Source organism: Roseibium sp. M-1 (assembly GCF_054515675.1).
The window spans coordinates 156,064-179,902 of sequence record NZ_JBTNQU010000002.1; the positions used below are offsets into that span (position 1 = coordinate 156,064).

Consider the following 23,839-nt stretch of genomic DNA (forward strand, 5'->3'; position numbering starts at 1 on the left):
TGGCCTCAATAGGTTTTGGTTCAGAGATCTGTAAGGGTGCCAAGCGCTCTTTCAGCTGCAAACGAGATTGTTTCGGACAAGGTCGGATGGGCATGGATGGTAAGACCAATGTCTTCCAGATTGGCTCCCATCTCCATTGCAAGCACGCATTCGGCAATCAATTCCCCGGCGTTTGCTCCCACTAGTGTGACGCCGAGCAACCGGAAAGTTCTTGGACAGTAAATGAGCTTAGTGAGCCCCTCGCCACCACCAGACCCGAGATTGCGACCGCTTGCCATCCACGGAAAACTCGTCGATTTGTATTCGACACCCAATTCCTCGGCACGCTTCTGCGTCAGACCAACCCAGGCCAGCTCTGGGTGGGTATACGCGACAGACGGAACAAGCCATGTGTTTAAGGAAACGTCGCGCCCGCACGCAGCTTCCGCAGCAATATGCCCTTGAGCCGTTGCGAAGTGCGCGAGCATAGGCCCTCCCGTCACATCACCGATCGCAAAAATATGAGGTAGATTGGTTCGGCAGCTTGAATCGATGGGTATTTTCCCTCTGTCGCAAACTTCGATGCCCGCTGCTTCTGCGTTCACCGTGTCGCCGTTAGCTCGCCTCCCGATAGCCTGAATGATCGCGTCTGCTTTGAGCTCACCGTTAAAACTGCCTTCGCATCTGAGCGTCAAAGGCCCTTTCGGCGCTTTCACGGAAATGACCTTAGTTAATGTATGAACCGTTATTTTTCGCCCTTCCATGGCGCTTCGCAATATCCGTACAGCCTCGCTATCCGCCCCCGGAGCTATCTGATCCGCCAGTTCGATTACCGTGACTTCCGACCCAAGGGCGGAATAGATCGTCGCCATTTCTAGACCGATGATACCGCCACCTACGATTGCTAGGCGCTTTGGAATTTCTCTCACCTCCAAAGCGGCTGTTGAATCCCAGATGCGATTATCTTCCGGCCATCCCGGCAGACTTACCGGCGTCGATCCAACCGCGATGACGGCTTCGTTGAAAGCCCAATCTTCTCCATCAATATCAAGGTGACGTTCGCCAGTGAAACGCGCCATTCCGCAAATGACATTCACTTTCCGGCGACGTGCAAGCCCAGCCAGTCCACCGGTCAATTGCCCGACGACAGCCTCTTTTTTGGAGCGGAGGGTCTCGAGAGAAATCTTGGGTTTCCCGACGGAAATGCCCCATTCGGAAATGTCGCTTGCCTCACGAATGACTTGCGCCGCGTGAAGTAGAGTTTTCGAGGGGATGCACCCTTCGTTCAGACACACCCCGCCGAGCGTCGCTCGCGGATCGACCAATACGACGTTGCGACCCAGATCTGCTGCTCGAAAAGCGCAGGCATAGCCGCCCGGTCCCGCTCCCAAGACGATAAGATCAGCTTCTTTGGCCATCCCGGCCTCCCTAGATCAACATTTTTCGGGGATCAGCCAGCAGGCCAACGAGATGCGTCATGAACCGTGCCGCATCAGCACCGTTGATCACCCGATGGTCATAGCTCAAATGCAGCGGAAGCACTTGTGTTGGAATAAACTCAGAGCCATTCCAGACAGGCGTCATTTCTGCCTTAGTAATCCCAAGGATGGCGACCTCAGGAGGATTAACGATCGGTGTGAAGGCCTGTCCACCAATCCCACCAAGATTGGTAATACTTATGGAAGCCCCGCTCATTTCTTCGGGCCGGATTTTGCGGTCTTGCGACCTTCCGGCCAGATCCGCTATCTCGCTAGCAATCTGCCAGATCCCTTTCTTGTCCGCATCCCGCACAACTGGCACCATCAGACCATTTAGAGTGTCCACTGCTATGCCGACGTGAACGTATTCTTTCCAGAAAAGGGTCTTTCCGTCGGCCGAAAGTGATGTATTGAACTTCGGAAAGCGTTGCAGGGCATGCGCGACTGATTTCACCTGAAAGGCTAAAGATGTGAGCTTGACATTTCGAGCTTCGGCTTCAGATCGAAGGCTCTTACGGAAATTTTCTATCTCAGTAATGTCAGCCCTGTCATGATGCGTCACCGCCGGAATCTTGCTGTTTGCCGCACTGAGATTGTCCGCAGCAACCTGAGCGAAACGGCTTACCGGCTCTTCTCTAACGGGGCCAAACCGGCTGTGATCGACCTTCCAATAGGAAAGATCTATCGGCTGACTTCCGGCTTTCGCGACGCCTAAGAGATCGTCAGCTGTAATCGTGGTTCGGCCAAGATCATTTGCCAATTTTTCAAGATCGATCCCCTTACGCTGAGCAAGTGCGCGAACTGATGGGGAAGCTGCAGGTTCCATTATTTCCTCCACCCTCACCAGCTGGTTGAAATGTACTGGGTTTCCATAAATTCTAGCATGCCCTCATGGCCACCTTCCCTACCTAGGCCGGACTGCTTAGTGCCGCCAAACGGAGCCGCGGGGTCAGACACGAGCCCTCGATTGAGACCAATCATGCCGTAATCGAGACGCTCGCAAACCTGCAAACCGCGCTTCATATCTTCCGTGAAGACATAGGCGACAAGACCGTATTCGGTGTCATTGGCGCGACGGATGACGTCCTCTTGATCCATAAATGTTTGGATCGCCGCCACAGGCCCGAAGATTTCGTCGTGCACGCAGTCCGCCTGTTCCGATACGTTGGACAACACGGTCGGCGGATAGAAATATCCTCTGCCTTCAGGAATCTCGCCTCCGAGTTCAACCCGCGCACCCTTCGCAACAGCATCAGTGACCAGTGCTGCAACCTTGCTCCTTGTTTCCGAATTGACGAGCGGGCCGACATCGACCGTTTCATCGGAACCGTCACCGACTTTGAGGCGGCTCATTGCCTCGACAAGCCGGCGGGTGAAATCCGCGGCAACGTAGTCATGGACGTAGATACGATTTGCGGCGGTGCAAGCTTCGCCGAGATTGCGCATCTTGGCGAGCATCGCTCCCTCCACCGCCACATCAAGATCGGCATCCCCGAAGACGATCAACGGGGCGTTACCGCCAAGTTCCATGGCCGGTTTCAAAACTTGATCGGCGGCGGAATGCAGGAGCTTGCGTCCGACGGCCGTAGAGCCGGTGAAGGACACCACCCGGACGCGTGGATCGTGCAGTATGTGATCGACCAAGGCGCCGGTTTTCTTAGACGGTAGCACGTTAACTAGACCCGCTGGCACGCCGGCCTCTTCCAAAAGCGGCATCAGCGCCAGCATCGTCAGCGGAGTTTCAGACGCCGGTTTGATGATGACACCGCATCCGGCGGCAAGAGCGGGTGCAATCTTTCGAGTACCCATCGCCGCTGGATAGTTCCAGGGCGTTACAAGAACGGCGAGACCAGCAGGTTTGTGCTGCACCATGATGCGCGCACCTGATGCTGGTGCATGAGTAAGAAGACCGTCCGCACGGACAGCCTCTTCTGCAAACCAGCGGAAGAATTCTGCTGCGTAGGCCGCCTCGCCCATCGCGTCGCCTCTAGCCTTGCCATTTTCGAGTGTGATCAGCTTTGCAAAATCCTCGAGCCGAGCAGTGAAGAGTTCCCAGGCCTTTCGCAGTACTTCGGATCGTTCGCGCGGGGATCTCGCGGCCCACTCCTTCATAGCGTTTTCAGCTGCATCTAGCGCCGCATTAGCATCTTCAATATCTGCTGAGGCAACCGATGCAATTACTTCTTCGGTAGCAGGATTGATAACATCGAAGCGCAATCCTGCAGCTCCATCGCGCCAAGTCCCGTCGATGTAGAGATTGGTGTAATCCATGATAGTCTCCATGGTTTCAAAGCAAGTGGCGAAGTGGCTGCTTCATCCGACCTGCGAAATTGGATAGAAGATCAATGGCTGATTTGGCGGCCAGTTGATGGTCAGCACATTCCAGCGTCAGGCTAAGTCCCTTGTCGCGTGGCAATAACGTGAGCACCGGACATTCCTCGGTACCGAGTTGAACCGACCGCAATTGGCTGGCACGCAGGTCGCGCACACGTAGATCGGCCTTCTCGGCTGAATCCGTGACCGAAACCTCTTCGAGCCCGGCAGTCGGGACGAGGTACGACATTTCGCCAAACGTTGTTTCGACGACAACGGTTGCGGGGAGCTTACCGAGGCTGGCTCCAGCGAGTCCTGCGATCAGGGCCATTGGATCCTGCAAACCGGCCTGAGCCGCCGCCCAGGTCGCAAATTCGGCGAATCCATCCTGATCGAGCTCGGCACAAAGATAACGGGTCGCAGAAGTCGTCGTTGACGTAGACTCATCGATGGCAGACATCTTGAACGTTTCCACGTCCTTGGCATGGAAAGGCTGTGAAAGACCAGCCTTCACGAGCTGATGTAAATCCACACCGCGCTCAGTCGCCAGGCGACGTGCCTTGGGGGAGGCAAGGATCTTGCCGTCACTGCGGAAGGGAAGTGCAGTGGGCGCAAGCGCCGGTTTTGTTGCACCTGTCTCCGAAGGCTTTGCCGGTTCTGGTTCCGACATCGTCGTCTTCATCAAGGGAGAAGATGTTCCGACTTCCTTGTCTTTAGCACCCACTGTCCTTGGATTGACAGGCTTTGTCGCACTAATGATCGCGATCGTATCCCCGACAGGAATTTCGTCGCCGGCTTCAGCGAGAAGCGCGGCGATGAAGCCGTCCTGACCTGCGTTGACTTCCATAGTGCTCTTGTCGGTCTCAACCTCGAACAGGACATCGTCGGCTGTGACCTCATCGCCGGGCTGCTTCAGCCAGGCGATCAGGAGTCCAGTATCCTGGGCCATCCCGAGAGAAGGCATAATCACCTTGTGGCCATCAATCACCATTGAACCGGATGTTGAGACGACTTCATCACTAGCCGTATTCTTTAGCCTGGCCTCGCTAGCGCCATTTTGCGTCTCCGAAATAAGAGCAATGACTTTGCCGACGGGTATTTCGCTACCAGCCTCGCCGGTCACATTCGTCAGGAAGCCTTCAGCCTGAGCCTCGACTTCCATGGCGGCCTTGTCCGTCTCGACCTCGAAGAGCACATCACCCGCGGCGACTGCTTCCCCGGGTTTCTTGTGCCAGGCCAGGAGAAGGCCGGTGTCCTGGGCCATGCCGAGCGCGGGCATGATGACTTCATGCGGCATGGACCAACTCCCCGCGGCAGATCCTGCGCGCATTTTCTACTACGCCCTCCACCGTCGGCACGGTGATGTCTTCCAGCGCCGGCGAGAACGGCACCGGCACGTCCATCGCGCCCATGCGTATCACCGGTGCGTCCAGGTGATAGAAGGCCTTTTCACTGATCCGGGCCGCGATTTCCGCCGTGACGCCGTAGCTCTGATGGCCCTCGTCGATGACAATGGCGCGCGAGGTTTTGCGCACCGAGGCCAGGATTGTCTCCTCGTCCAGCGGCACGATGGTGCGCGGGTCGACGATTTCGGCGCTGATACCTTCCTTAGCGAGGATTTTGGCCGCCTTCTCTGCCACCTGCACCATGGAGGACGTCGCCACCAAGGTAACGTCCCGGCCTTCCCGCTTGACATGCGCCACGCCGAAGGGGATCAGGTATTCCTCTTCCGGCACAGGCGCCTTGTCGTTGTACATCAACTTGTCTTCGAAGATGACGACCGGGTTGTTGTCCCGGATCGCGGTCTTCAGGAGCCCCTTGGCCTCATAGGCCGAGGACGGCATCGCCACCTTCAGACCCGGAATATGGGCGACCAGCGCCTGCAGCGACTGGCTGTGCTGGGCGGCGGAACGCCGGGTCGCACCCATGTTGGTTCGAAGCACCAGCGGCACGGACAGCTTGCCGCCGGACATGTAGTGGGTCTTGGCCGCCTGGTTGCACAGCTGGTCCATGACCAGATAGAGAAAGTCGCCGAACATCAGGTCCACGATGGGCCTCAGGCCGGTCATCGCCGCACCAACCGCAATTCCCATGAAGCCGGGTTCGGAAATCGGCGTGTCAATGATCCGCTCCGTGCCGAATTCCTCGACCAGACCAGAGAGGACCTTAAAGGGGGTGCCGGCCTCGGCAACATCCTCGCCGAGAAGAACGATCGTCGGATCGCGGCGCATTTCCTCCGCGATGGCCTCGTTGACGGCCTTGGACAGGGTGATTTCACGTGTCATGGTGTCTCTCCTCAGGCAACAGCGTCGGCATAGACATGCATGTCGACTTCGCGCTGATCCGGATATTTTGCGTCCAGCGCATAGGAGACGGCAGCCTCGGCGTCCGCCGCGATTTCCTTGTCGATGGCGACCAGCTCGTCGGCGGTCATGATCTTCTGGTCGATCAGCCACTTGCCGAAATTGGTGATCGGATCCCGGACCTTCTTCCACTCCGCTTCCTCGTCCTTGGTGCGGTAATAGTCGCGGTTGATGTCGCCGACGTGGTGGCCGTGATAGCGGTAGGTGTCGAGTTCGATGAAGAAGGGACCTTCGCCTTTGCGGCAGCGGGCGGCCAGCTCTCCGGCCAGCTTGTTCACCGCCAGGACATCCTGACCGTCGACCTTGAAGCTCTCGATGCCGAATGCTTCGGCGCGGGCGGTCAGCGATCCGGCGGCTATTTCTTCGGTCTTTGTGTACTCGCTGTAGCCGTTGTTCTCGCAGGCATAGATCACCGGCAGTTTCCAGAGCGCGGCCATGTTCATGACCTCGTACCAGAGCCCCTGTGCCGTCGCGCCGTCGCCAAAGAAGCAGACGGTGACATGCCCCGTGCCCAGGCGCTTGGCGGTCAGAGCGGATCCGGTGGCAATGCCCATCGAGCCGCCCACAATGGCGTTGGCGCCCAGATTACCGTTGGCCTGGTCGGCGATGTGCATGGAGCCGCCCTTGCCCCGGCAATAGCCCTCTTCCTTGCCGAGCAGCTCGCAGAACATTTCCTTGAAGTTGGCACCCTTGGCGACGCAGTGGCCATGGCCCCGGTGGGTGGAAGTGATTTTGTCCTCGGCCGTCAGCGCCTCGCAGATGCCCACGGCAACCGCCTCCTGGCCGGAATACATGTGCGTGAGACCGGGCATCTTGGCCGAAAGATACAGTTGATTGGCGTTGTCCTCGAAGGCACGGATACGCACCATCTGCCGGTACATGCGTAGATAGTTCTCCGTGTTGTGCTTAGTCTTCGCTTTTGCAGCACTCATGTCTCTATCCTTGAAACTCTTCATCCGCGGAACAGGCCCGGCCTGCCTCGAGGCCAGGCTGTTTCGGCACTTCAGTACCGGTTGGCGATCGGAAGCTCTTCGGCCGGGAACAGGCTGATAACCTCGACACCGGTGTCGGTGACGACCACCTCTTCCTCGATGCGGGCCGCCGAATAGCCGTCGGCTGCCGGACAATAGGTTTCCAGCGCGAAGACCATGCCGGTCTTGATCTCCATCGGATGCTCGAGGGAAATTGCGCGTGAAATGATCGGTCGCTCGTGCAGGGCTAGGCCGAGGCCGTGGCCGAATTGAAGGCCGAAGGCCGCTTCCTCGCTCGGGAAACCGAATTCTTCGGCCTTCGGCCAGACTTCCGCGACCTTGTCAGTGGAGACACCCGGCTTGATCATCGAGATCGACGCGTCGATCCACTCGCGCGCCTTCACATAAGCATCGCGTTGTGCGGGCGTGGCACGGCCGATGTTGAAGGTACGGTAGTAGCAGGTCCGGTAGCCTTGGTAGGACTGCAGGATGTCGAAGAAGGCCTGGTCTCCGGGCCGGAAATAGCGGTCGGTGAAATTGTGCGGATGCGGATTGCAGCGCTCGCCGGAGATCGCGTTGATCGCTTCGACATCGTCCGAGCCCATTTCATAGAGCATCTTGTTGGACAGGGCGACGATGTCATTTTCGCGAACGCCCGGTTTCAGCTCCTCGTAAATCATGTGGTAGACGCCATCGACCATGGCTGCTGCCTGGGTCAGCAGCTGGATCTCGTCCCAGTTCTTGATCTCTCGTGCCGCCAGCATGATTTGCTGCCCGTCGATGACGTTCAGGCCTTCTTCCTGCAGTGCATGGAACATGGCCGTCTCCGCGTAGTCGACACCGACCGGCATGTCCGCCATGCCGGCATCCCGGATCAGGCCGGCGATCTCCCTTGCATATTTGCGCATCAGGCCGAATTCCGGTGGGATCGTGCCGCGCATGCCGACGACGCCGGCAAGGCAGTGATCCGGTTCCAACCAGTCGGAAAATTTCTTGTGGTGATAGGCAGCTGAGCCGAAGTCCCAGACATAGGGCGAGTCGTCGCCGGTCAGCAGGCAGAAGCGGCACATCTTGTCCCGCTCCCACTCGCCGATCTTAGTGGCCGAGACGTAGCGGATGTTGTTGACATCGAAGAGCAGCAGCGTGCCCGCCGGCGAGGCCTTCAGGGCTTCCCGGGTGCGTGACAACCGGTAGCGACGCAGCCGGTCGTGATCGATTCGGCGTTCGAAGTCTACCGAGGTGTGGCCCCAGGCGGGCAACCGGTTTTCCCACCTCCAGTTCGGATCAAGGTCCTGGGGTGTCAGTACGTTGGGCGTCAAAGCGCGAGACATAGGCATAACTCCTCCGTTCCCGCCCCCTTTTCCATCGGAGGCGAAGCGATTAAGTGAAATTTTTCCAGATCTTAGATCTTGCTTCTCAAGTGGGGATACTTCTCCGTCAAGAGCGACCCTTCGTAGTATGTGGGCCTGAATGCGGGCGTCGATTTGATCGATTCAAGCCATTGCGCAACTTCAGGATGGTCGAGCCATTGCTTATCGAGACCGATATCTTCCATCCTTACGATGACAGGCATTATCGCAATGTCTGGCAAGGTGATTTGGCTCCCCATGATCCAGGGCCCCCCGCTTGCGCGCAGCCAGCCGGCAAGTCTGTGAACTCCGCGCTGCAGCCTTGCAAGTGCCTCATCCATTTCCTGTTCCGGAAATCCTGTGCGGCCCATCTTCAATAGGAATTCCCGCCTGAGAGGCTTCGAGTCCGCAAGTGCCTGGAATTCCTCTTGTGTCATCTCCTTGAAATGAGGCAGGAATGCAAGATTGTAGCTCGGTATCCGTATTGCAGGGGTAGGCACTTCGTCGATATACCGCAGCATTGAGCGCATTTGGGCCCGCGCAACCGGACCTTCAGGAACCAATGGAGGGGCGGCCGATATCTCGTCGAGATACTCCATGATGACGGCGCTATCTGTAACAACGTGATCGCCGTGCACCAGTGTCGGGACAACTCCGTTTGGATTGATCTGCAGGTATTCAGGGCGAAGCTGGTCACCAGCAAAAAGGTCCAACCGGTATTCGTCGAAATCCAGCCCCTTTGCGTGCAGCGTATAACGGACGCGCTGCGAGCAGGTGGATTGGGGAGCGTTGTGAAGAGCGAAATTCATGGCCGGTCAATCCCAATTCAAGATACGGGGCAGCCGGTGTTTCTTCGCAAGAGTCCCGACGATTCCAAGGGGAAAGAACATGAGTGCCAAGGCCATGACCAGACCAGTCGCAAGGATGTTGATCTCGGAAGCCCCAAGAGTGGCCACAAAGAATTCGTTGAAGGCGACGATCAGCACCGCGCCGATCACTGGACCCGCAATTGTCCCTTTACCACCGAGGATGCACATCAGCACCATGTTCACGGAGACGAGAATGATCAGATAGATGTTAGGTCGGATGTAGGTCAGATACTCACCCCAAACCGCGCCGGCCATCGCAACGAAGAAAGCCGACAGAGCAAAGGCCAGAGCCTTGTAGAGGCGTGTATTGATCCCGGCACTTTCTGCCTTGATTTCATCCGCAGCAATGGCCCTCAGTCCGAGGCCGAATTTGGAATGCTTGATCTTGTAGGCAACGAAGGTTGTTACCGCAGCCATTGCGATGAAGGCATAGTAATAGGGCAGTTTAGCCCATTGGACCGGCAAGTCTGTAGCAGGAAGGGCCAAACCAGCCGCTCCGCCGACAAAGTGCCAGTTATCAAACAAGATCCGCGCGATCATCACGAGCGCAAGCGACGAGATGATGAAGGAGGGACCCCGCACCTTTAGAGTGATCTTGCCGATCACGAAACCTAGGAGAGCTGCAACAAGCCCTGCGAAGGGTGCCAGGATGATCGTCGAGATCCCGTAACGGGCAAAAATCATTCCAGCAAAATAGCCACCTATCGCGAAGAAAACATTGTGTCCTAGCGAGACGTAGCCGGCAAAACCGCCAAGGATGTTCCAACCCGATGCCATCACAACATTGCACGCGGTGAACAGTACAAGATGAAGCATATAGTTGTAGTTGCCGGAGAACTGTGCCAGCGGCAGAGCTAGCAAGGCGCAAAGTAAAACTAACGGGAACCAGACCGCACGTGTCTTGTCGGCCTTGGCTGCAAGCTTTTCGTTATGCGCTTTGCGCGCTGCGAGTACTTCAGTTGTTGATTGAACAGTAGTCATGATCAAGCCAGCTCCGGTTTTTCACCAAAGAGTCCCTGTGGTCTGACCAGCAGAATGAGGAACAATGCGACGAAGAATGTCAGTGTCGACCAGGTCGCCCCGACATAGGCGCCGACGAATGCAGCAATCACTGACAGCATGAGAGACGCGACGACTGTCCCCAAGATGGATCCCATGCCTCCCAGCACGACCAAGGACATCAAAATCGCAATCCATTCCCAGTGTTTTGCAGGGAAAAACGAGAACACAAAGGAGACCAACGCTCCGGCAGCGCCTGCGAGGCCAATTCCAATCGCAAAACTCACAATTCCTACCAAGTTCACGTTAACTCCCAGCAGTTCAGCGGCTGACCGGTTCTGCGTTGTCGCCCTGATTGCGTTTCCGAATTTCGAATATTTCAGGAAAAGTGCGAGAGCCGAGATGATCGCGGCCGAAACAAGCCCGGCATATAGTTGTCCGGTCGGAATAAAGATGTCACCAAGGAAGATGGCGTCGGTAGCATAAGCCGGAGACGTTACCCGTTGCGTGTTCGTGAAGAGACCGCCAAGCGCCCCTTCCACAATCATGGCGAGGGCAAAGGTCAGCAGAACTGTCATCTCAGAATATTTTGCCGACCGCGCTTCCCTTTCGAAGACAAACTTATAAAGCACAACGCCAATGCCGGCCATTATGACTGTTGCCACGGGAAGCATAAGCAACGGGTCTGCGCCAAGGAGTTTGAACCCCCAGTAGGCAACATATGCGCCGGCTATAATTAGGGACGGGTGCGCAAGATTTACGATACGCATGACACCGAAAACCAGAGAAAGACCGGCGCCCATCAATGAAAACACGCCGCCAAGTGCCAAGCCAAGAATGAGTACTTGGATTATTTGAGACATGGTCTACTCCTATGCTGCCTTGGTTGCGCCAAGATACAATTCCTGAATGCGAGGATCCGCCAGCACTTCAGATGCAGGACCTTCGAAAAGCGTTTGCCCGAGATCCAGCACGATGCCCCAGTCGGAGTATTTGAGGCCCATGAGTGCATTCTGCTCGACGAGCAGAATTGTAATCCCCTGCTCGGCCATCATTTTCATGATGTCGAACATTTCCTGGACAACCTTCGGGGCGAGCCCGAGGGAGGGTTCGTCCAGCATGACAATTTCAGGATTGACGATCATGGTCCGCGCCATCGCAAGGGTCTGCTGTTGACCGCCGGACATGGTGCCCGCCAATTGTTCAGACCGCTCGTTGAGAATGGGAAAGCGTTCCATGATCTTGTCGATGCGCCGGTCCACCAGGGATTTGTCGTCTAGGATATAGCCGCCCATCCTGAGGTTCTCTCTGACCGTCATCTTGGGAAAGAGCGCACGCTCCTGTGGAACGAAGGCAATGCCGCGGCGCATGATCTGATCCGGGCGCAACCCATTCAAACGCTCACCTTTGAACCGAACTTCTCCCTTGCGGATATGCAGCATTCCACAGATCGACTTGAGCAGCGTCGATTTTCCAGCACCGTTCGGGCCGATGATGCAATGGACTTTTCCGGGTTCTACGGTCATTCTCGCACCATCGAGAATGGCAGGTCCGTCGCCGTAGCCCGCAGTGATGTCTTCTACGTTCAACAGATCGGTCATCAGGCTGCCTCGTCAGTCAGAACACCACCAAGATAGGCATCAAGCACCTGCGGATCCTGACGAACCTCTTCAGGTGTGCCGTCCGCAATGACAGTCCCTTGCGCCATCACCACGACCCGATGCGACAGGCGCATTATTAGGTCCATGTTGTGTTCGACAATTAGGACGGTGAGCCCCTTTTCGTTGAGCGCCTTGATGTGACCGATGATTTCTTCCAGCAGCGTCGGATTAACTCCACCTGCGGGCTCATCGAGTAAAATTATCTTGGGATCGCTCATCAGAAGCGCTGCGAGGTCCATTAGCTTTTTTTGGCCATAAGACAGGTTCCCACCGTCTTCAAACGCGATACGCGTGATACCAAGGAAGTCGAGCAGCCCCATTGCCTTGTCGACTTCTTCTCTGGACATCGCAGGCCTGAGCATGTCCTGCCAGCTTTTGAGTTTCGACTGGCAAATGATGTTTTCAAGAACCGTCATGTCCGAAAGGTTGCGGGAAATCTGAAAGGTACGGGACAATCCCAATCGGGTGATCTGATGTGGCCGCAGGTCGTCGATCCGCTTGTTCTCTAACCAGACTTCTCCACCCGTTGGGATCATCGTTCGGCTAATGCAGTTGAAAGCGGTCGTTTTGCCGGCGCCGTTCGGGCCTATCAGCGCCGTGATCGATCCTTCTTCGACTTCGAAGGTGCAGTCGTTTACGGCGCGAATACCGCCAAAATGTTTGCTTAGGCCTTTGACCTTCAACATTTTTCTTCTCCCTGGTGGCTGCCGGGCCACAAAGGGCCCGGCTTCTTCTAAGCGTTAGAAAGAGCCTTTCGGATAGGTCATCTTTTCCACGCCGTCGAACGCACCAACCGGGTAGACGAACTGCAACTTGTCACCGTTCCACTGGGTCATGATGAAAGGTTTGTTCGCGGGTAGACCACGCTCATCCCAGTTGAAATTTCCAAGCACCGTTTTCACGGGGTCGGCTGCGGTACGAGCGGACAGCCAATCGCCCATTGCCTTGTTGTCGGTCGAGTCGGCTCCGGCAATGGCCTGCTCGATCCCCTGGCAAACCGCGAACGGAATTGCGCTGTCCTCGTCCGGAATTTCGCCGTATGCCTCCTGGAAGGTTGTCACGAAGTCACTGTTGGAGAACGGCTGGCCTCCGAGGACCGACTTGAAGTCGACGTCCTTGTGCCATGAAGTATGGATCAGGACGCCGTCGCCGGCCTCTCCCGTCCCCTCATGAAATTCAGCCTGCGTGCCTTGGGAAAAGTAGACGAGCTTTGGGGTTGCATGCACTGTCTTCAGTGCGCGCGTGAGCTGTACAGCTTCTTCAGCGGAAGCGGTCAGTCCGATAATAAGTTCGGCGCCGGACCGCTTGATCGAATTCGCAAGGTTTAGCCAGTCATTGAAACCCTCTTCAGGCCACTTCTGTGTGAAAACGGTCTCGATACCAAGGTCTGCGAGATAGCCGGGCGCAAGGTCGGCGACGAGACTGCCGTCTGCGGGGTTGGTGACCTGTTGCCCCAGAAGCCCCGCCTCGACGGCATTTGCAAAGAAGTCGTCAGCTGCCACGACTGCAGCGGTTTTCGGGCCCTCCCCTTCCGGGATCAGATCCTTGATCACACCTTCAAGAGACGCTCCAACGTATTCAGCAGCATTAGGCTGAAAATAGAAGATGTTGTCGTGACCTTGAGTGTAGATTCGCAACGCACCACCTGCCGGCAGTGCATGAACAAAGCCGTTCTTTGCAAGGATGTTCGCGACAGGAAAGCTCAAGCGGGACGAAAAAGTACCGTAGACGGCTTCAACTCCATCGACATTGATGAAGCGTTCGTACTGATTGATAGCGGTTGCCGTGTCCGACCGGTTGTCGGAAACAATCAGCTCGACTTCGCGACCCAGGATGCCACCACGCTTGTTGATCAGGTCCACGCACAGTTCGTACCCCTGTTTGTGCTTTTGACCTGCGATCGAAAAGCCGCCGGTAAGAGGCAGTGACGCCCCAATCTTTAAGGTCTCGGCATGGCCTATGGCGGTGGATAGCAACAACGCGGCAGCAGCGCCAAAAAACAGATGTTTCATCTCAATCCTCCCAGATTGCAAATTTCCAACTCATCCAAAGCATGAGGAAATGTGTCCCCGTTCTTCCGGGGACACACCGGTAGCGGTCACTCCGCAGCGACTGCGGGGATTTCCAGACCAGTCGGCACCGGGACATTTTCGCTCTTCAGCGTCATCCCGGCAGAAAGCGCTACCGTTTCCAGGATTGCGGCAAAGTCTTCTGCCAGATACGCTTGCGGATCGTCCCGAAGCATGGCGGCGCCGAAATGAGCTTGAAATGCTTCGCGCGTGGTCGCAGTAACCGGCATTGAAACGCCCAGCTTTCTTGCCGAAGCGAGCCCAAGATCCAGGTCCTTACGCATTAGCTCGGGAGTAAAAGTAGTCGTCCAGTCCAGGTTGACGAAGGCGTTCGCCTTGTACTGGGTGAAGATCGAACCCATGACCGAATTGTTCATGAAATCGAGGAACGCGCTACGCGGAACGCCGGCCTTTTCACACAGCACCGTGATTTCAGCCAGGTTCTGCGTTACCACGCCCAGAAAGACGTTATGAGCGATCTTGCAGATGCGGGAAAGCTCTCCATCACCGACGTAACTCACCCCCCTGCCTGCGATAGCCGAAATGAGATGCTCGACCGCGTCGAAAGCCTTACGCGGGCCGGATGCAACTGCGCTGAGCTTACCCGCACGAACGCATTTCCCGTTGCCGCTCACCGGGGAGGCGACGAGTTGAGCGCCCTTGGCAGCAAGCCGTTCACGGAAATCAGCCGATTGTTCAACGGCAATGGAAGAACAATCAACGAAAATGCCGGGCACACCGTCACCGGACAGGACTCCGTTCTCGCCGAAATAGACCTGCTCAACGTCTGCGCCGGTCGAAACCATTGTGAAGACCACATCGCATCCCGCAAGATCGCCCGGTGCATCGACAAGCGTTGCTCCGAGCTTTTCCAGGGGCTCGGCTTTTGACCGTGTCCGATTCCAGACATGAACGTCGTTACCAGCCTTTACAAGGCGTTCAGCCATGGGATACCCCATGCGGCCCATACCGATCCACCCAACTCTAAGTGCAGTCAATGTCCCTCTCCTTACCTTCACGGTTTTGGACCCCACGTCCCAGGTTGGGCCGCTGACGATCCTGATTAGATCTCTGCAAACGTTTGCAATTCAGGGCAAATAGAGAGTCTGTCAACAACCCTCCAACTCGCAAGACGTTTGGCTCGCTTCCCGCCTCTGGCCGACTTCACAAATCTAATGCAATCGTTTGTTTACACGTTTGTGCCACGATGAAAATTTCAGGTCAAGCATTTTCTACAAACGTTTGCAGAGACGCATTTCTTGATATATTCACAAAGACGTCTATCACAGCAGACATTACCCAGACCCAGGCGATTCAAAACACAGAGGCGAGATGAAGAAGCGCGTTACTCTCAAAGATGTAGCCCACGCCGCCGGAGTGCACACATCGACGGTCTCAAGAGCCCTGGATCACAATGCCAGCGCACTTGTGGCGCGCGAAGTTTCTGACCGCATTAAGAAACTCGCCAAGGAAATGGGATACCGCCCCAACCGCATGGCGGCAGGACTACGCACAAGCCGATCGATGTCTGTGGGTATCATGATACCCGACATAACGAACATGCTCTTTGCTCCGATTGTCCGCGGCATCAGCTCGGCACTGGAGCCGGCAGGATATTCCTCTATTCTAGTCAATACTGACAATATACCCGATCAAGAAAAAAAGATGATCGAGGTGCTCATCGAACGCGGTGTGGATGGCATCATCAATGGAGCCACGTATCGAGACGAGCCGGAAATTGAAGAACTCCTCGAATCCGGCCCGCCATTCGTTACCCTGAACAGGCGCATCGAAAAATCGCCTTATCCATACGTCATTTCCGACGACGAGTTTGGAATACAGCAGGTGGTAGCTCATCTCCATGACCTTGGGCACAGACGCATTTGTCATCTGGCTGGACCTCAGAACCTGTCGACGGGCAAAATCCGCCTTGAAACCTTCGTCGCGCAATGTCACTTGCACGGCCTGGAGCATTCCGCGGATACCTACGCAATTGCAAGCGCTTACAATGAGTCGGAGGGCGAGCGATGCGTGAGCCAACTGCTTTCCTCCTCGCCCAGTTTCACGGCCATTGTCTGCGCCAACGACCGGCTGGCACTTGGCGCTTACACCGAGATTCGCAGACGTGGGCTCGTCGTGCCGGATGATATATCGGTGACGGGATACAACGATCACGCAATCCTGGAGATGATCCCCCCCAGGCTGACAACTGTTCGTGTCCCCAAGTTTGATGCGGGGCGCGTTTGCGGTGAAGTGATGCTGCGCCTGATGAAGGGCGAGAGTCTGGGCGCCGTCGGTACCATACTTCCTGTCAAACTGATTGTCAGAGACAGCACCTGTCCGCCGAAGACCTGATTGTCAGCAGGCTCTGACCGTAAATGCGATATGCCATTTGGCCGAATACGCTGGATCCGGGCACCCGCCAAGAGTGAACAGTCATCCAGGACGCCTCGTCCCAAAGAACCGCTACGACCAAAATCCACATTTTTCTTGCAAACGTTTGTAGTTCCTTTTATGCCATGAATTGATGCTGCGCGGCGAGAAGCTCGCGCGTGAAATTGCAATCGTTTGCAGGGAGAGTATTGTGAAGGAATCCGGCACCTGGAACAGCGCGCAAGGAATTTCCAAACTGGGCATTTCCGCGGGACGCGTTCGCTATAACGCTGGTGAAAGCGAATTGATCGAGGCCGCGCTCCGCAACAAAGAAGCAATGCTGAGCCGGGACGGCGCCGTCGCCGTAGAGACTGGGAAATTCACCGGCAGGTCACCCAAAGACAAATACATCGTCAGAGAGCCGTCTACGGAACGGGAAATCTGGTGGGGGGGAAACAACGCTTTGTCGCCCGGCCAATTTGAGGTGCTCAAAGGGGATATCTTCAGCTTTCTCTCCGGCAAGGAACTTGACGTCCAGGACTTGGAATGCAGCGCGGACCCGCTGCATCGGGTCAATGTGAGATTGATTGCGCAATACAGCTGGCACGCTCTCTTTCTTCGACATCTGCTGCGTCGACCATCACGCGACGAGCTTAAGACGTACATACCTGAGTTTACCATTGTGAATGCTCCCGGCTTTCACGCGGATCCGGAAAAGCACGGCACAAATTCGGAAACCGTAATAGCACTTTCCTTCGATCAAAAGCTCGTATTGATCGCCGGAACAGAATACGCGGGCGAAAACAAGAAGTCCGCCTTCACGATCCTCAACCACATCTTTCCGGATCGAGGAATTCTGCCGATGCATTGCTCGGCGAACCACGCGCCTGGGGATGAAAGTGACACGGCAATCTTCTTCGGTCTCTCAGGAACAGGAAAGACAACGCTTTCTACAGAGCCTTCCCGCGTTCTGATTGGTGACGATGAACATGGATGGTCCAACGACGGCGTCTTCAATTTTGAAGGAGGCTGCTATGCGAAGACAATCAATCTGTCGCGCGAAGCTGAGCCGGAAATCTGGAAGGCGACTCACGCGTTCGGCACCGTATTGGAAAACGTTGTCCTGGATCCTGAAAGTCGATCATTGGTTCTTGATGACGCTAGCCTGACGGAAAACACTCGTGCGGCCTACCCACTGACCTATATGGCGAATACCTCAAGACGGGCGACAGGAGGAACACCACGGAACGTGTTTCTCCTGACTTGCGATGCTTTTGGGGTCACTCCCCCGATTTGCCGTCTGACTCCCGCCCAAGCTGAAACGATTTTCTTGCTTGGCTTCACCTCGAAGGTCGCCGGCACAGAACGGGGTGTCACCAGCCCAACCCCAACATTTTCAACATGCTTCGCTGCTCCCTTTATTACGAGACATCCAGAAGTCTACGGAGCTATGTTCGCTGAGAGGCTCCAAGCTAGCGGCGCGAATGTATGGTTGCTCAATACAGGTTGGACTGGAGGAGACGCTTCAACAGGAAAAAGAATGCCCATAAGCATCACCCGGGCGCTGCTGCAAGCCGCGCTCGCCGGAGAACTTGATGCTGTCAGCCACCGCACCGACCCGGTTTGGGAGCTAGAAGTTCCTGCAACCGGGCCTGACGAGGCGATCGCTTACCTCGACCCCAAAGAGACTTGGCGCGATAAAGCAGGCTTTGACGCTGCTGCGGGAACACTTAGAGCTATTCTAAGCAATCAAATCAAACGTTTAGGCATAAGAAACAACCTACCTGCGTTCCGGCAGACGCAGCTGGCGGGCTAGACCCGCCTTCTTTGTCCTTTGATTTTTCGGAGACTTGAAATGGAAAAACTCGCGAATATCACCGCACAGGAAGCTCTAGATTATCACGCCTATCCCGTTCCCGGGAAAATTGACATTTCCTCGCCCAAAACACTCGCAACGTTGCGAGATCTTGCCCTCGCTTATAGCCCTGGCGTTGCTGAACCAGTGAAGAAAATCGCGGAAGATCCACTTCAGGCATATCGCTACACATCAAAGGGGAACCTGGTCGCGATCATTTCAAACGGAACTGCCATATTAGGGCTAGGGAATCTCGGCGCCCTGGCAAGCAAACCTGTGATGGAGGGAAAGTCAAACCTCTTCAAAATGTTTTCGAATATTAACGCTATCGATATCGAACTAGATACCGAAGATCCGGAAGATTTTATACGTGCTGTCAAGCTAATGGAGCCGACCTTCGGCGCCATAAAACTTGAAGATATCAAAGCACCAGAATGCTTCATAATAGAGGAGCGACTCCGGGATGAGTTGGACATCCCGGTCTTTCATGACGACCAGCACGGGACAGCGGTAATCTGTGCCGCCGGGTTGATCAACGCGCTAAAGCTGGTCGACAAGAAAATTGAAGATTGCAAGATTGTGATGAATGGAGCCGGAGCGGCTGGCATTGCTTGCATAGACCTAATCAAGTCTCTCGGTGCGAAGCCCGAGAATTGTATCGTCTGCGATAGCCGAGGGGTCATATCTAGAAATCGGAAAGAAGGCATGAACCGCTGGAAAGAGCGGCATGCAGTAGAGACTGAACTTGTGACGCTCACCGACGCACTTTCAGGCGCGGATGTCTTCCTTGGGGTTTCTGTAAAGGGCGCACTCACCGAGAAAATGCTGCGCTCCATGGCTCGCGACCCCATAATCTTCGCGATGGCAAATCCGGATCCGGAAATAACGCCTGAAGAGGCCAAACGCATTCGAGATGACGTCATAATCGCGACCGGCCGCTCGGATTACCCCAACCAAATCAACAACGTATTATGTTTTCCATATATTTTCCGCGGAGCCTTGGACATCAGAGCCCGCAAAATCAACGAGGAAATGAAACTTGCGTGTGCAATGGCATTGGCCGAGACCGCACGTCTCGAGATTCCTGAGGAAGTCAAAAGGCACTACAAGAAACCAATCGAGTTTGGTCCCCAGTACATTATTCCGTCACCTTTGGATAATCGCCTCCTCCATATTATTCCACCAAAGGTAGCAGAGGCAGGCATATCCTCAGGCATTGCCAGGGTTCCCGAATTTGATATTGATCACTATTGCGAGACGCTGAGAAGAATTTACCCTGAGAGGGACTGAAAAGACCTCGTATTTTGGGGCTCTCCGGATCGTAAGATCGATTTATTCTTCGTCATTGGCAGCCCCCAGCGTCAGCATCTCGTTCAACACGTTGCATGGAAGTAAAATCACGACGACCTGAACCGCCCCGGGTTTGCCGGAGACCATTTGGCTTAAGTTGTGCGGCCACGGTTGGTGCGTCTAGCATGGCGTAGAATCGTTCTTCGGCTTCAGCCGGAGGGATGTTTCCTATGGGCTCCAGGAGGCGCCGGTGATTGAACCAATTGACCCAATCCAAGGTGGCGAACTCAACAGCTTCGAAGCTGCGCCACGGGCCACGCCGATGAATAACCTCGGCCTTGTAAAGGCCGTTGATCGTTTCGGCGAGATCATTGTCATAGGAGTCGCCTAAGCTCCCGACCGAGGGTTCGATGCCTGCTTCTGCCAACCGCTCGGAATAGCGAATGGACACGTACTGGCCACCCCTGTCCGAGTGATGCTCGAGGCCACCGCCATGAACGGGACGTCGATCGTGAAGCGCTTGCTCCTGGGCATCAAGAACGAAGGTCGCATGCGCCGTCCGGCTAACGCGCCAGCCGTGGCCGCATTACTTAAACCAAATGGTCTCCGGGAAACCCAAGCGGTTCACGCGCAATCCTGAGACATCTCGTTTGCATAATGCCGACTATGAAGGGGGCAACGCGATTGTGCACAATCGCCATTACGTCGGCACTAAAAATAAAAATCTCGTAAGCTGAAGCCCATCGGAACTTTTTTGCCATCTTGACAGACTTCTTTGGGAGCAAAACCGATGAGAATTAATACTCTAGCGTTGCTTTTTTGGCTCCTGACTGGATGTTCGACACCACTCAGCAACATTGTTGGCGTCGACAATCCTTCAACTCCCGCATCGAAAGTAAAGGGAACTGCTTTTCAGATAGTTTACGTCGCAACAACTCGAAAAAGATCGTCTGATGAAACGCTGCTCTTTTCTTCAGAGAGAGACCCTACAGGTTTAAGCTTTGCAAAAGTTAGTGTTTCTATCCCGCCCATACGAACACCAGGGCATGTCGTCCGTCCAGCGCAACTCCCACCGGATCCGAGGCGCAATTTTCTTGTACTGAATCCCGTCGTTTTCGCGGGCAAAGAAGCATTTAAGAATGATCTGAACCGGACTCTCAACAATCGAGCAAGATCCGAGCGGGAGGTTTTGGTTTTCATTCACGGTTACAACACGGACTTGCCTGCATCTGTCATGCGGATGGCGCAAATTGTCCAGGACACCGGGTTCAAAGGCGTCCCTATCGTGTTTTCATGGCCGTCCAGAGCGAGAACTTTTCAATACGCCTATGATCTCAACAGCGCATTGCACGCCCGAGACGAGCTATCTGAAACCGTCAGACTTTTGGCATCCACAAATACCACGGGCTTGAATTTTGTAAGTCATTCGATGGGAAATATTCTGGCGGTCGAAGCAATGCGTCAGGATCAGCTCACAGGAGAATTTAACAAGTCGGGGAAGATCAGTTCCATCGTGCTTGCAGCTCCGGATATCGATGTGGAGCTCTTCGAGAAGCAGCTTAAGGCCTTTCCGAAAGGGGCTCGGAATTTCTACATCCTGGTCTCCGAGGATGACAAGGCATTGGCCTTGTCCCGACAAATTGCCGGCGGCATCGACCGTGTTGGCGACGAAGAAGGCGAGGTATTGGCAAAATTGGGGGTCACCGTGATAGATCTTACTGCAATTAGAGACCCTTCAAATCTCAATCACAGCAAGTTCGCGAGCGCTCATGAATTTGTCCAGCTAATTGGCGGATGGCTAAACGAAGAAGATGCGTATCGTGAACCGGATGCGGACGACCTTGCGCGCAAACTGCCGGTAAGTGTGCGAATAATACCCGCCATTACGGACTGATGTGCTCTTTTTGAGATTACTTGCAAAGTCGCTTGCGCGATGGCATCTGTGTTGGCTCAAACGATGTGCGATTTGAACCTAAGGATGCATCCGGTCGTCCGCAAAGCCAATATGCATTCCGCCTCATCCTCGCTCGCTCATGCGCCGGATGAATTTCTGGCTTGCGGCCAAAGTTGCCTCCATCAGGAACGTACCGAATTCTAGCGCTGCGGCGGTCGGTTTGGTCTCTGAGGGAAAGACGAGCCCGAAGACGGAGCTGTACCCCGGCTTCCAGGGACGGATCTCAAGCTTTTTCGGATCAAGAACAATGGGTTGAAGAGCGTCCACGATCGTAATGCCGAGCCCGTGAGCAACGAGATCGCAGGCAATGCCACTTCCTGGAGCTTCGCCGACAATATTCAGTTTTAACCCGGTGCGAGTGAACTCTTCTTCCAGGAGACGTCTGAGCGGGGTTGACCTGCTCAACGCGACGAAGGGCACATTGTCCAGATCCTTTATTTCGATCACGTCGTGACGGAGAAGATCATGGCGCTTGGGCAGCACCACCACGGTATCGACCACTGCAAAACCGCGCGTGCGGATTGATGGCAGTTCGAAGGGCAGCGACGCGATCCCTACATCGAAGGGTTGAAATGACATCCAGTTTCCCATGTAGTTCCGGTTGACGAGCTCCACAGCAAAACGGCGGTTGGGATAGCGTTCTCGGAAGGCGCACAGCGCTGGCGCCAGCACCGTGTTTGCAATGTAAGGCGGTGCCATAATTCGCAGGACCGCTTCCGATCCGGTACGGATCTCCTCTGCGATGCGCCTGAGATCGTCTACGCCGTTGAGCACTCTGCGGGCGTCAAAATAGAACCGCATGCCTCGTTGCGTCGGCACCAGCCTCCGCCTTTCCCTGACGAACAATTCGAAGCCAACATCGGTCTCAAGCTCGGTGATTAGTCTGCTGACCTGGGGCTGTGTTCGGCGCAGAAGTTCGGCAGCGCCGGTAACCGTCCCAACGTCGACCACGGCCACAAAGGCCTCTAAAGACAGCTGCTTCATGATTCATGCATAATAGTTATCAAGATATGAGAATTATGCATTTTTAGGATGATCTCGTCTAGGGCACTGTTTCCAAACAACCAATGAGCATCGAATGGCAGACGGTGACACATCACTGCGCAAGGAGACAAAACTATGCGTCTTTCGCTTTACCTTAACCCGCAAACACTTGCCCCCGAAACGGATTTGGCACAGATCGATTTGAGCATTGAGCAGGCACTCCGGGCAACTGAAGCAGGCTTCGATGGGGTCGCCATGACCGAACATCATGTATCTGGCTACAACACTTTTGGCGATAACATGATGATGGCGGCTTATCTCGCACCTCAGGTACGTTCGGGCACGAGACTTTCCCTCGCAATCGTTGTGCCGCAACTTCACCACCCCATTCGGTTGGCGCAACAATGCAATCTTCTCGACATTATGTGCCGCGGGGAAGTCATCATCGGAATGGGCGCTGGCGGATCACCGGTCGAATTTTTTGCACTCGGACGAAACCCGCAGAACAGGCATCCGGAGATGATGGAAGTCATCGAAGTTGTCGAAGCGGCGCTAGCTAAGAAAGCGAGCGATCCACATTACAATTGGGAAACAACATACGACAGGGGTTTCCTGTCGACACGTATTATGCCCGCTTCTTTTGACGGCGGGCCGAAATTCGCCCGCGCCGCACAGAGTGACGAAAGTGTTATCTGGACCGCGCAGCGCGGCTGGTACCTCATGACCGCAAGAGCTCCGGTCGAGGTTATACTCGATCGCATGGCATTATATAGGAAGGAGCTCGAAAAAACCTCCCTCAACCAGACCCAAAAGGACGAGTTGATTGAGTGGAGTTCGCTGACCAGGCAGGTTGTCATCGCCCAAAGTGACAAAGAGGCCGAGGTGGAGGCCCGAATTATAATCGAAAGACTTGCACAGGGAGTGCGCAGATCCTGGTCGGCGCCTCGTCCAGACGGTCAGGGCTCCCCCTCATTCACACGAGAAGTGCTAGGTGTGAGCGCAGAAGATCCGGAAGCCTTCATCAAGGGAGCAATGATCGTCGGCAGCCCTGATACTGTTTTGGCCAAATTAGAGCAGTGTAAAGCGGGTGGGATCAACCACACTCAATTGTGCTTCAACTACGGCCACATGACCCGCGAACAAGCAAATCGGCAGCTAGATCTTTTCATAGAGGAGGTAATGCCGAAACTTTCGTCCCGACAGCAGCACAAGGTTCCTGCTAATCGCCACGTTGCAGCTGCTGAATGACAACTACCTTTAGTGTCAGGCGCAGGTTGGAATAGCGTTAGGCAAGCGCCTGGCAGCCTTTTTGAAACATCTTCAGCTACCACA

Annotated in this window: 19 protein-coding genes and 2 pseudogenes; 5 read left to right on the top strand and 16 right to left on the bottom strand. The window is 55.2% G+C overall.

All coding sequences use genetic code 11. The annotated features are described in order from the left end of the window. Positions 1-20: 20 nt before the first annotated feature. The 14 genes from lpdA to ACX3M4_RS30615 all read right to left on the bottom strand — a co-directional run bounded on the left by lpdA (position 21) and on the right by ACX3M4_RS30615 (position 15,019). Positions 21-1,397, bottom strand: coding sequence for a dihydrolipoyl dehydrogenase (lpdA, locus tag ACX3M4_RS30550; RefSeq protein WP_459359555.1), 1,377 nt, complete (start codon positions 1,395-1,397; stop codon positions 21-23). Positions 1,398-1,407: 10 nt separating this feature from the next. Then, positions 1,408-2,283 carry a 2-oxo acid dehydrogenase subunit E2 gene (locus ACX3M4_RS30555; protein ID WP_459359556.1) on the bottom strand — a complete coding sequence of 292 codons (876 nt, stop codon included), beginning with the start codon at positions 2,281-2,283 and terminating at the stop codon, positions 1,408-1,410. 14 nt (positions 2,284-2,297) lie between these two features. Next, positions 2,298-3,728, bottom strand: a complete 1,431-nt coding sequence (locus ACX3M4_RS30560) for an NAD-dependent succinate-semialdehyde dehydrogenase (protein WP_459359557.1) — start codon at positions 3,726-3,728, stop codon at positions 2,298-2,300. 16 nt (positions 3,729-3,744) lie between these two features. Then, on the bottom strand, positions 3,745-5,067 hold the full coding sequence (locus ACX3M4_RS30565) for a biotin/lipoyl-containing protein (protein WP_459359558.1): 1,323 nt from the start codon (positions 5,065-5,067) through the stop codon (positions 3,745-3,747). After that, positions 5,057-6,055 carry an alpha-ketoacid dehydrogenase subunit beta gene (locus tag ACX3M4_RS30570; protein ID WP_459359559.1) on the bottom strand — a complete coding sequence of 333 codons (999 nt, stop codon included), beginning with the start codon at positions 6,053-6,055 and terminating at the stop codon, positions 5,057-5,059. Before ACX3M4_RS30570 ends, ACX3M4_RS30565 begins: the two co-directional genes overlap by 11 nt. Positions 6,056-6,066: 11 nt before the next feature. Next, positions 6,067-7,065 carry a thiamine pyrophosphate-dependent dehydrogenase E1 component subunit alpha gene (locus tag ACX3M4_RS30575; RefSeq protein WP_459359560.1) on the bottom strand — a complete coding sequence of 333 codons (999 nt, stop codon included), beginning with the start codon at positions 7,063-7,065 and terminating at the stop codon, positions 6,067-6,069. Between the two features lie 71 nt (positions 7,066-7,136). Further along, complete coding sequence (locus tag ACX3M4_RS30580) at positions 7,137-8,435, bottom strand: M24 family metallopeptidase (RefSeq protein ID WP_459359561.1); 1,299 nt, start codon at positions 8,433-8,435, stop codon at positions 7,137-7,139. Positions 8,436-8,506: 71 nt separating this feature from the next. Beyond that, on the bottom strand, positions 8,507-9,262 hold the full coding sequence (locus ACX3M4_RS30585; RefSeq protein ID WP_459359562.1) for a glutathione S-transferase family protein: 756 nt from the start codon (positions 9,260-9,262) through the stop codon (positions 8,507-8,509). A gap of 6 nt (positions 9,263-9,268) precedes the next feature. Further along, positions 9,269-10,303, bottom strand: a complete 1,035-nt coding sequence (locus ACX3M4_RS30590) for a branched-chain amino acid ABC transporter permease (protein ID WP_459359563.1) — start codon at positions 10,301-10,303, stop codon at positions 9,269-9,271. A gap of 2 nt (positions 10,304-10,305) precedes the next feature. Beyond that, entirely contained in the window at positions 10,306-11,184 is an 879-nt protein-coding gene (locus ACX3M4_RS30595; protein ID WP_459359564.1) for a branched-chain amino acid ABC transporter permease, read from the bottom strand. A 9-nt stretch (positions 11,185-11,193) separates the two neighbouring features. After that, the gene (locus tag ACX3M4_RS30600; protein ID WP_459359565.1) at positions 11,194-11,922 is read right to left on the bottom strand and encodes an ABC transporter ATP-binding protein; all 729 of its coding nucleotides are present in this window, start codon (positions 11,920-11,922) and stop codon (positions 11,194-11,196) included. Further along, positions 11,922-12,668, bottom strand: a complete 747-nt coding sequence (locus ACX3M4_RS30605) for an ABC transporter ATP-binding protein (RefSeq protein WP_459359566.1) — start codon at positions 12,666-12,668, stop codon at positions 11,922-11,924. The genes ACX3M4_RS30600 and ACX3M4_RS30605 overlap by 1 nt, the downstream gene beginning before the upstream one ends. A 54-nt stretch (positions 12,669-12,722) precedes the next feature. Next, complete coding sequence (locus tag ACX3M4_RS30610; protein WP_459359567.1) at positions 12,723-13,994, bottom strand: amino acid ABC transporter substrate-binding protein; 1,272 nt, start codon at positions 13,992-13,994, stop codon at positions 12,723-12,725. 86 nt (positions 13,995-14,080) lie between these two features. Beyond that, the gene (locus ACX3M4_RS30615) at positions 14,081-15,019 is read right to left on the bottom strand and encodes an NAD(P)-dependent oxidoreductase (RefSeq protein ID WP_459359568.1); all 939 of its coding nucleotides are present in this window, start codon (positions 15,017-15,019) and stop codon (positions 14,081-14,083) included. Positions 15,020-15,383: 364 nt separating this feature from the next. On the opposite strand from ACX3M4_RS30615, the gene ACX3M4_RS30620 reads away from it, so the two are divergent. The 3 genes and pseudogenes from ACX3M4_RS30620 to ACX3M4_RS30630 form a co-directional block, all read left to right on the top strand. Continuing rightward, positions 15,384-16,406 carry a LacI family DNA-binding transcriptional regulator gene (locus ACX3M4_RS30620; protein WP_459359569.1) on the top strand — a complete coding sequence of 341 codons (1,023 nt, stop codon included), beginning with the start codon at positions 15,384-15,386 and terminating at the stop codon, positions 16,404-16,406. Between the two features lie 172 nt (positions 16,407-16,578). Continuing rightward, the gene (gene pckA / locus ACX3M4_RS30625; RefSeq protein WP_459359729.1) at positions 16,579-18,240 is read left to right on the top strand and encodes a phosphoenolpyruvate carboxykinase (ATP); all 1,662 of its coding nucleotides are present in this window, start codon (positions 16,579-16,581) and stop codon (positions 18,238-18,240) included. A gap of 39 nt (positions 18,241-18,279) precedes the next feature. After that, positions 18,280-19,545, top strand: a pseudogene (locus ACX3M4_RS30630) (malic enzyme-like NAD(P)-binding protein); the annotation flags it as partial. A 76-nt stretch (positions 19,546-19,621) separates the two neighbouring features. Here the strand turns inward: ACX3M4_RS30630 and ACX3M4_RS30635 are convergent. Then, positions 19,622-20,146: pseudogene (locus ACX3M4_RS30635) on the bottom strand (DDE-type integrase/transposase/recombinase); the annotation flags it as partial. 213 nt (positions 20,147-20,359) lie between these two features. Here ACX3M4_RS30635 and ACX3M4_RS30640 point away from each other — a divergent pair. Continuing rightward, positions 20,360-21,463 (top strand): alpha/beta hydrolase, encoded by a 1,104-nt coding sequence (locus ACX3M4_RS30640; RefSeq protein WP_459359570.1) that lies wholly within the window; start codon positions 20,360-20,362, stop codon positions 21,461-21,463. 123 nt (positions 21,464-21,586) lie between these two features. Here the strand turns inward: ACX3M4_RS30640 and ACX3M4_RS30645 are convergent, their stop codons facing one another. Then, the gene (locus ACX3M4_RS30645) at positions 21,587-22,507 is read right to left on the bottom strand and encodes a LysR family transcriptional regulator (RefSeq protein WP_459359571.1); all 921 of its coding nucleotides are present in this window, start codon (positions 22,505-22,507) and stop codon (positions 21,587-21,589) included. 135 nt (positions 22,508-22,642) lie between these two features. On the opposite strand from ACX3M4_RS30645, the gene ACX3M4_RS30650 reads away from it, so the two are divergent. After that, positions 22,643-23,755, top strand: a complete 1,113-nt coding sequence (locus ACX3M4_RS30650) for an LLM class flavin-dependent oxidoreductase (protein WP_459359572.1) — start codon at positions 22,643-22,645, stop codon at positions 23,753-23,755. Positions 23,756-23,839 lie beyond the last annotated feature (84 nt).

Coding starts and splice junctions, on each gene's coding strand:
- lpdA (WP_459359555.1), bottom strand. CDS start 1,397: ATGGCCAAAGAAGCTGATCTTATCGTCTTGGGAGCGGGACCGGGCGGC.
- ACX3M4_RS30555 (WP_459359556.1), bottom strand. CDS start 2,283: ATGGAACCTGCAGCTTCCCCATCAGTTCGCGCACTTGCTCAGCGTAAG.
- ACX3M4_RS30560 (WP_459359557.1), bottom strand. CDS start 3,728: ATGGATTACACCAATCTCTACATCGACGGGACTTGGCGCGATGGAGCT.
- ACX3M4_RS30565 (WP_459359558.1), bottom strand. CDS start 5,067: ATGCCGCATGAAGTCATCATGCCCGCGCTCGGCATGGCCCAGGACACC.
- ACX3M4_RS30570 (WP_459359559.1), bottom strand. CDS start 6,055: ATGACACGTGAAATCACCCTGTCCAAGGCCGTCAACGAGGCCATCGCG.
- ACX3M4_RS30575 (WP_459359560.1), bottom strand. CDS start 7,065: ATGAGTGCTGCAAAAGCGAAGACTAAGCACAACACGGAGAACTATCTA.
- ACX3M4_RS30580 (WP_459359561.1), bottom strand. CDS start 8,435: ATGTCTCGCGCTTTGACGCCCAACGTACTGACACCCCAGGACCTTGAT.
- ACX3M4_RS30585 (WP_459359562.1), bottom strand. CDS start 9,262: ATGAATTTCGCTCTTCACAACGCTCCCCAATCCACCTGCTCGCAGCGC.
- ACX3M4_RS30590 (WP_459359563.1), bottom strand. CDS start 10,303: ATGACTACTGTTCAATCAACAACTGAAGTACTCGCAGCGCGCAAAGCG.
- ACX3M4_RS30595 (WP_459359564.1), bottom strand. CDS start 11,184: ATGTCTCAAATAATCCAAGTACTCATTCTTGGCTTGGCACTTGGCGGC.
- ACX3M4_RS30600 (WP_459359565.1), bottom strand. CDS start 11,922: ATGACCGATCTGTTGAACGTAGAAGACATCACTGCGGGCTACGGCGAC.
- ACX3M4_RS30605 (WP_459359566.1), bottom strand. CDS start 12,668: ATGTTGAAGGTCAAAGGCCTAAGCAAACATTTTGGCGGTATTCGCGCC.
- ACX3M4_RS30610 (WP_459359567.1), bottom strand. CDS start 13,994: ATGAAACATCTGTTTTTTGGCGCTGCTGCCGCGTTGTTGCTATCCACC.
- ACX3M4_RS30615 (WP_459359568.1), bottom strand. CDS start 15,019: ATGGGCCGCATGGGGTATCCCATGGCTGAACGCCTTGTAAAGGCTGGT.
- ACX3M4_RS30620 (WP_459359569.1), top strand. CDS start 15,384: ATGAAGAAGCGCGTTACTCTCAAAGATGTAGCCCACGCCGCCGGAGTG.
- pckA (WP_459359729.1), top strand. CDS start 16,579: ATGCTGCGCGGCGAGAAGCTCGCGCGTGAAATTGCAATCGTTTGCAGG.
- ACX3M4_RS30640 (WP_459359570.1), top strand. CDS start 20,360: ATGAGAATTAATACTCTAGCGTTGCTTTTTTGGCTCCTGACTGGATGT.
- ACX3M4_RS30645 (WP_459359571.1), bottom strand. CDS start 22,507: ATGAAGCAGCTGTCTTTAGAGGCCTTTGTGGCCGTGGTCGACGTTGGG.
- ACX3M4_RS30650 (WP_459359572.1), top strand. CDS start 22,643: ATGCGTCTTTCGCTTTACCTTAACCCGCAAACACTTGCCCCCGAAACG.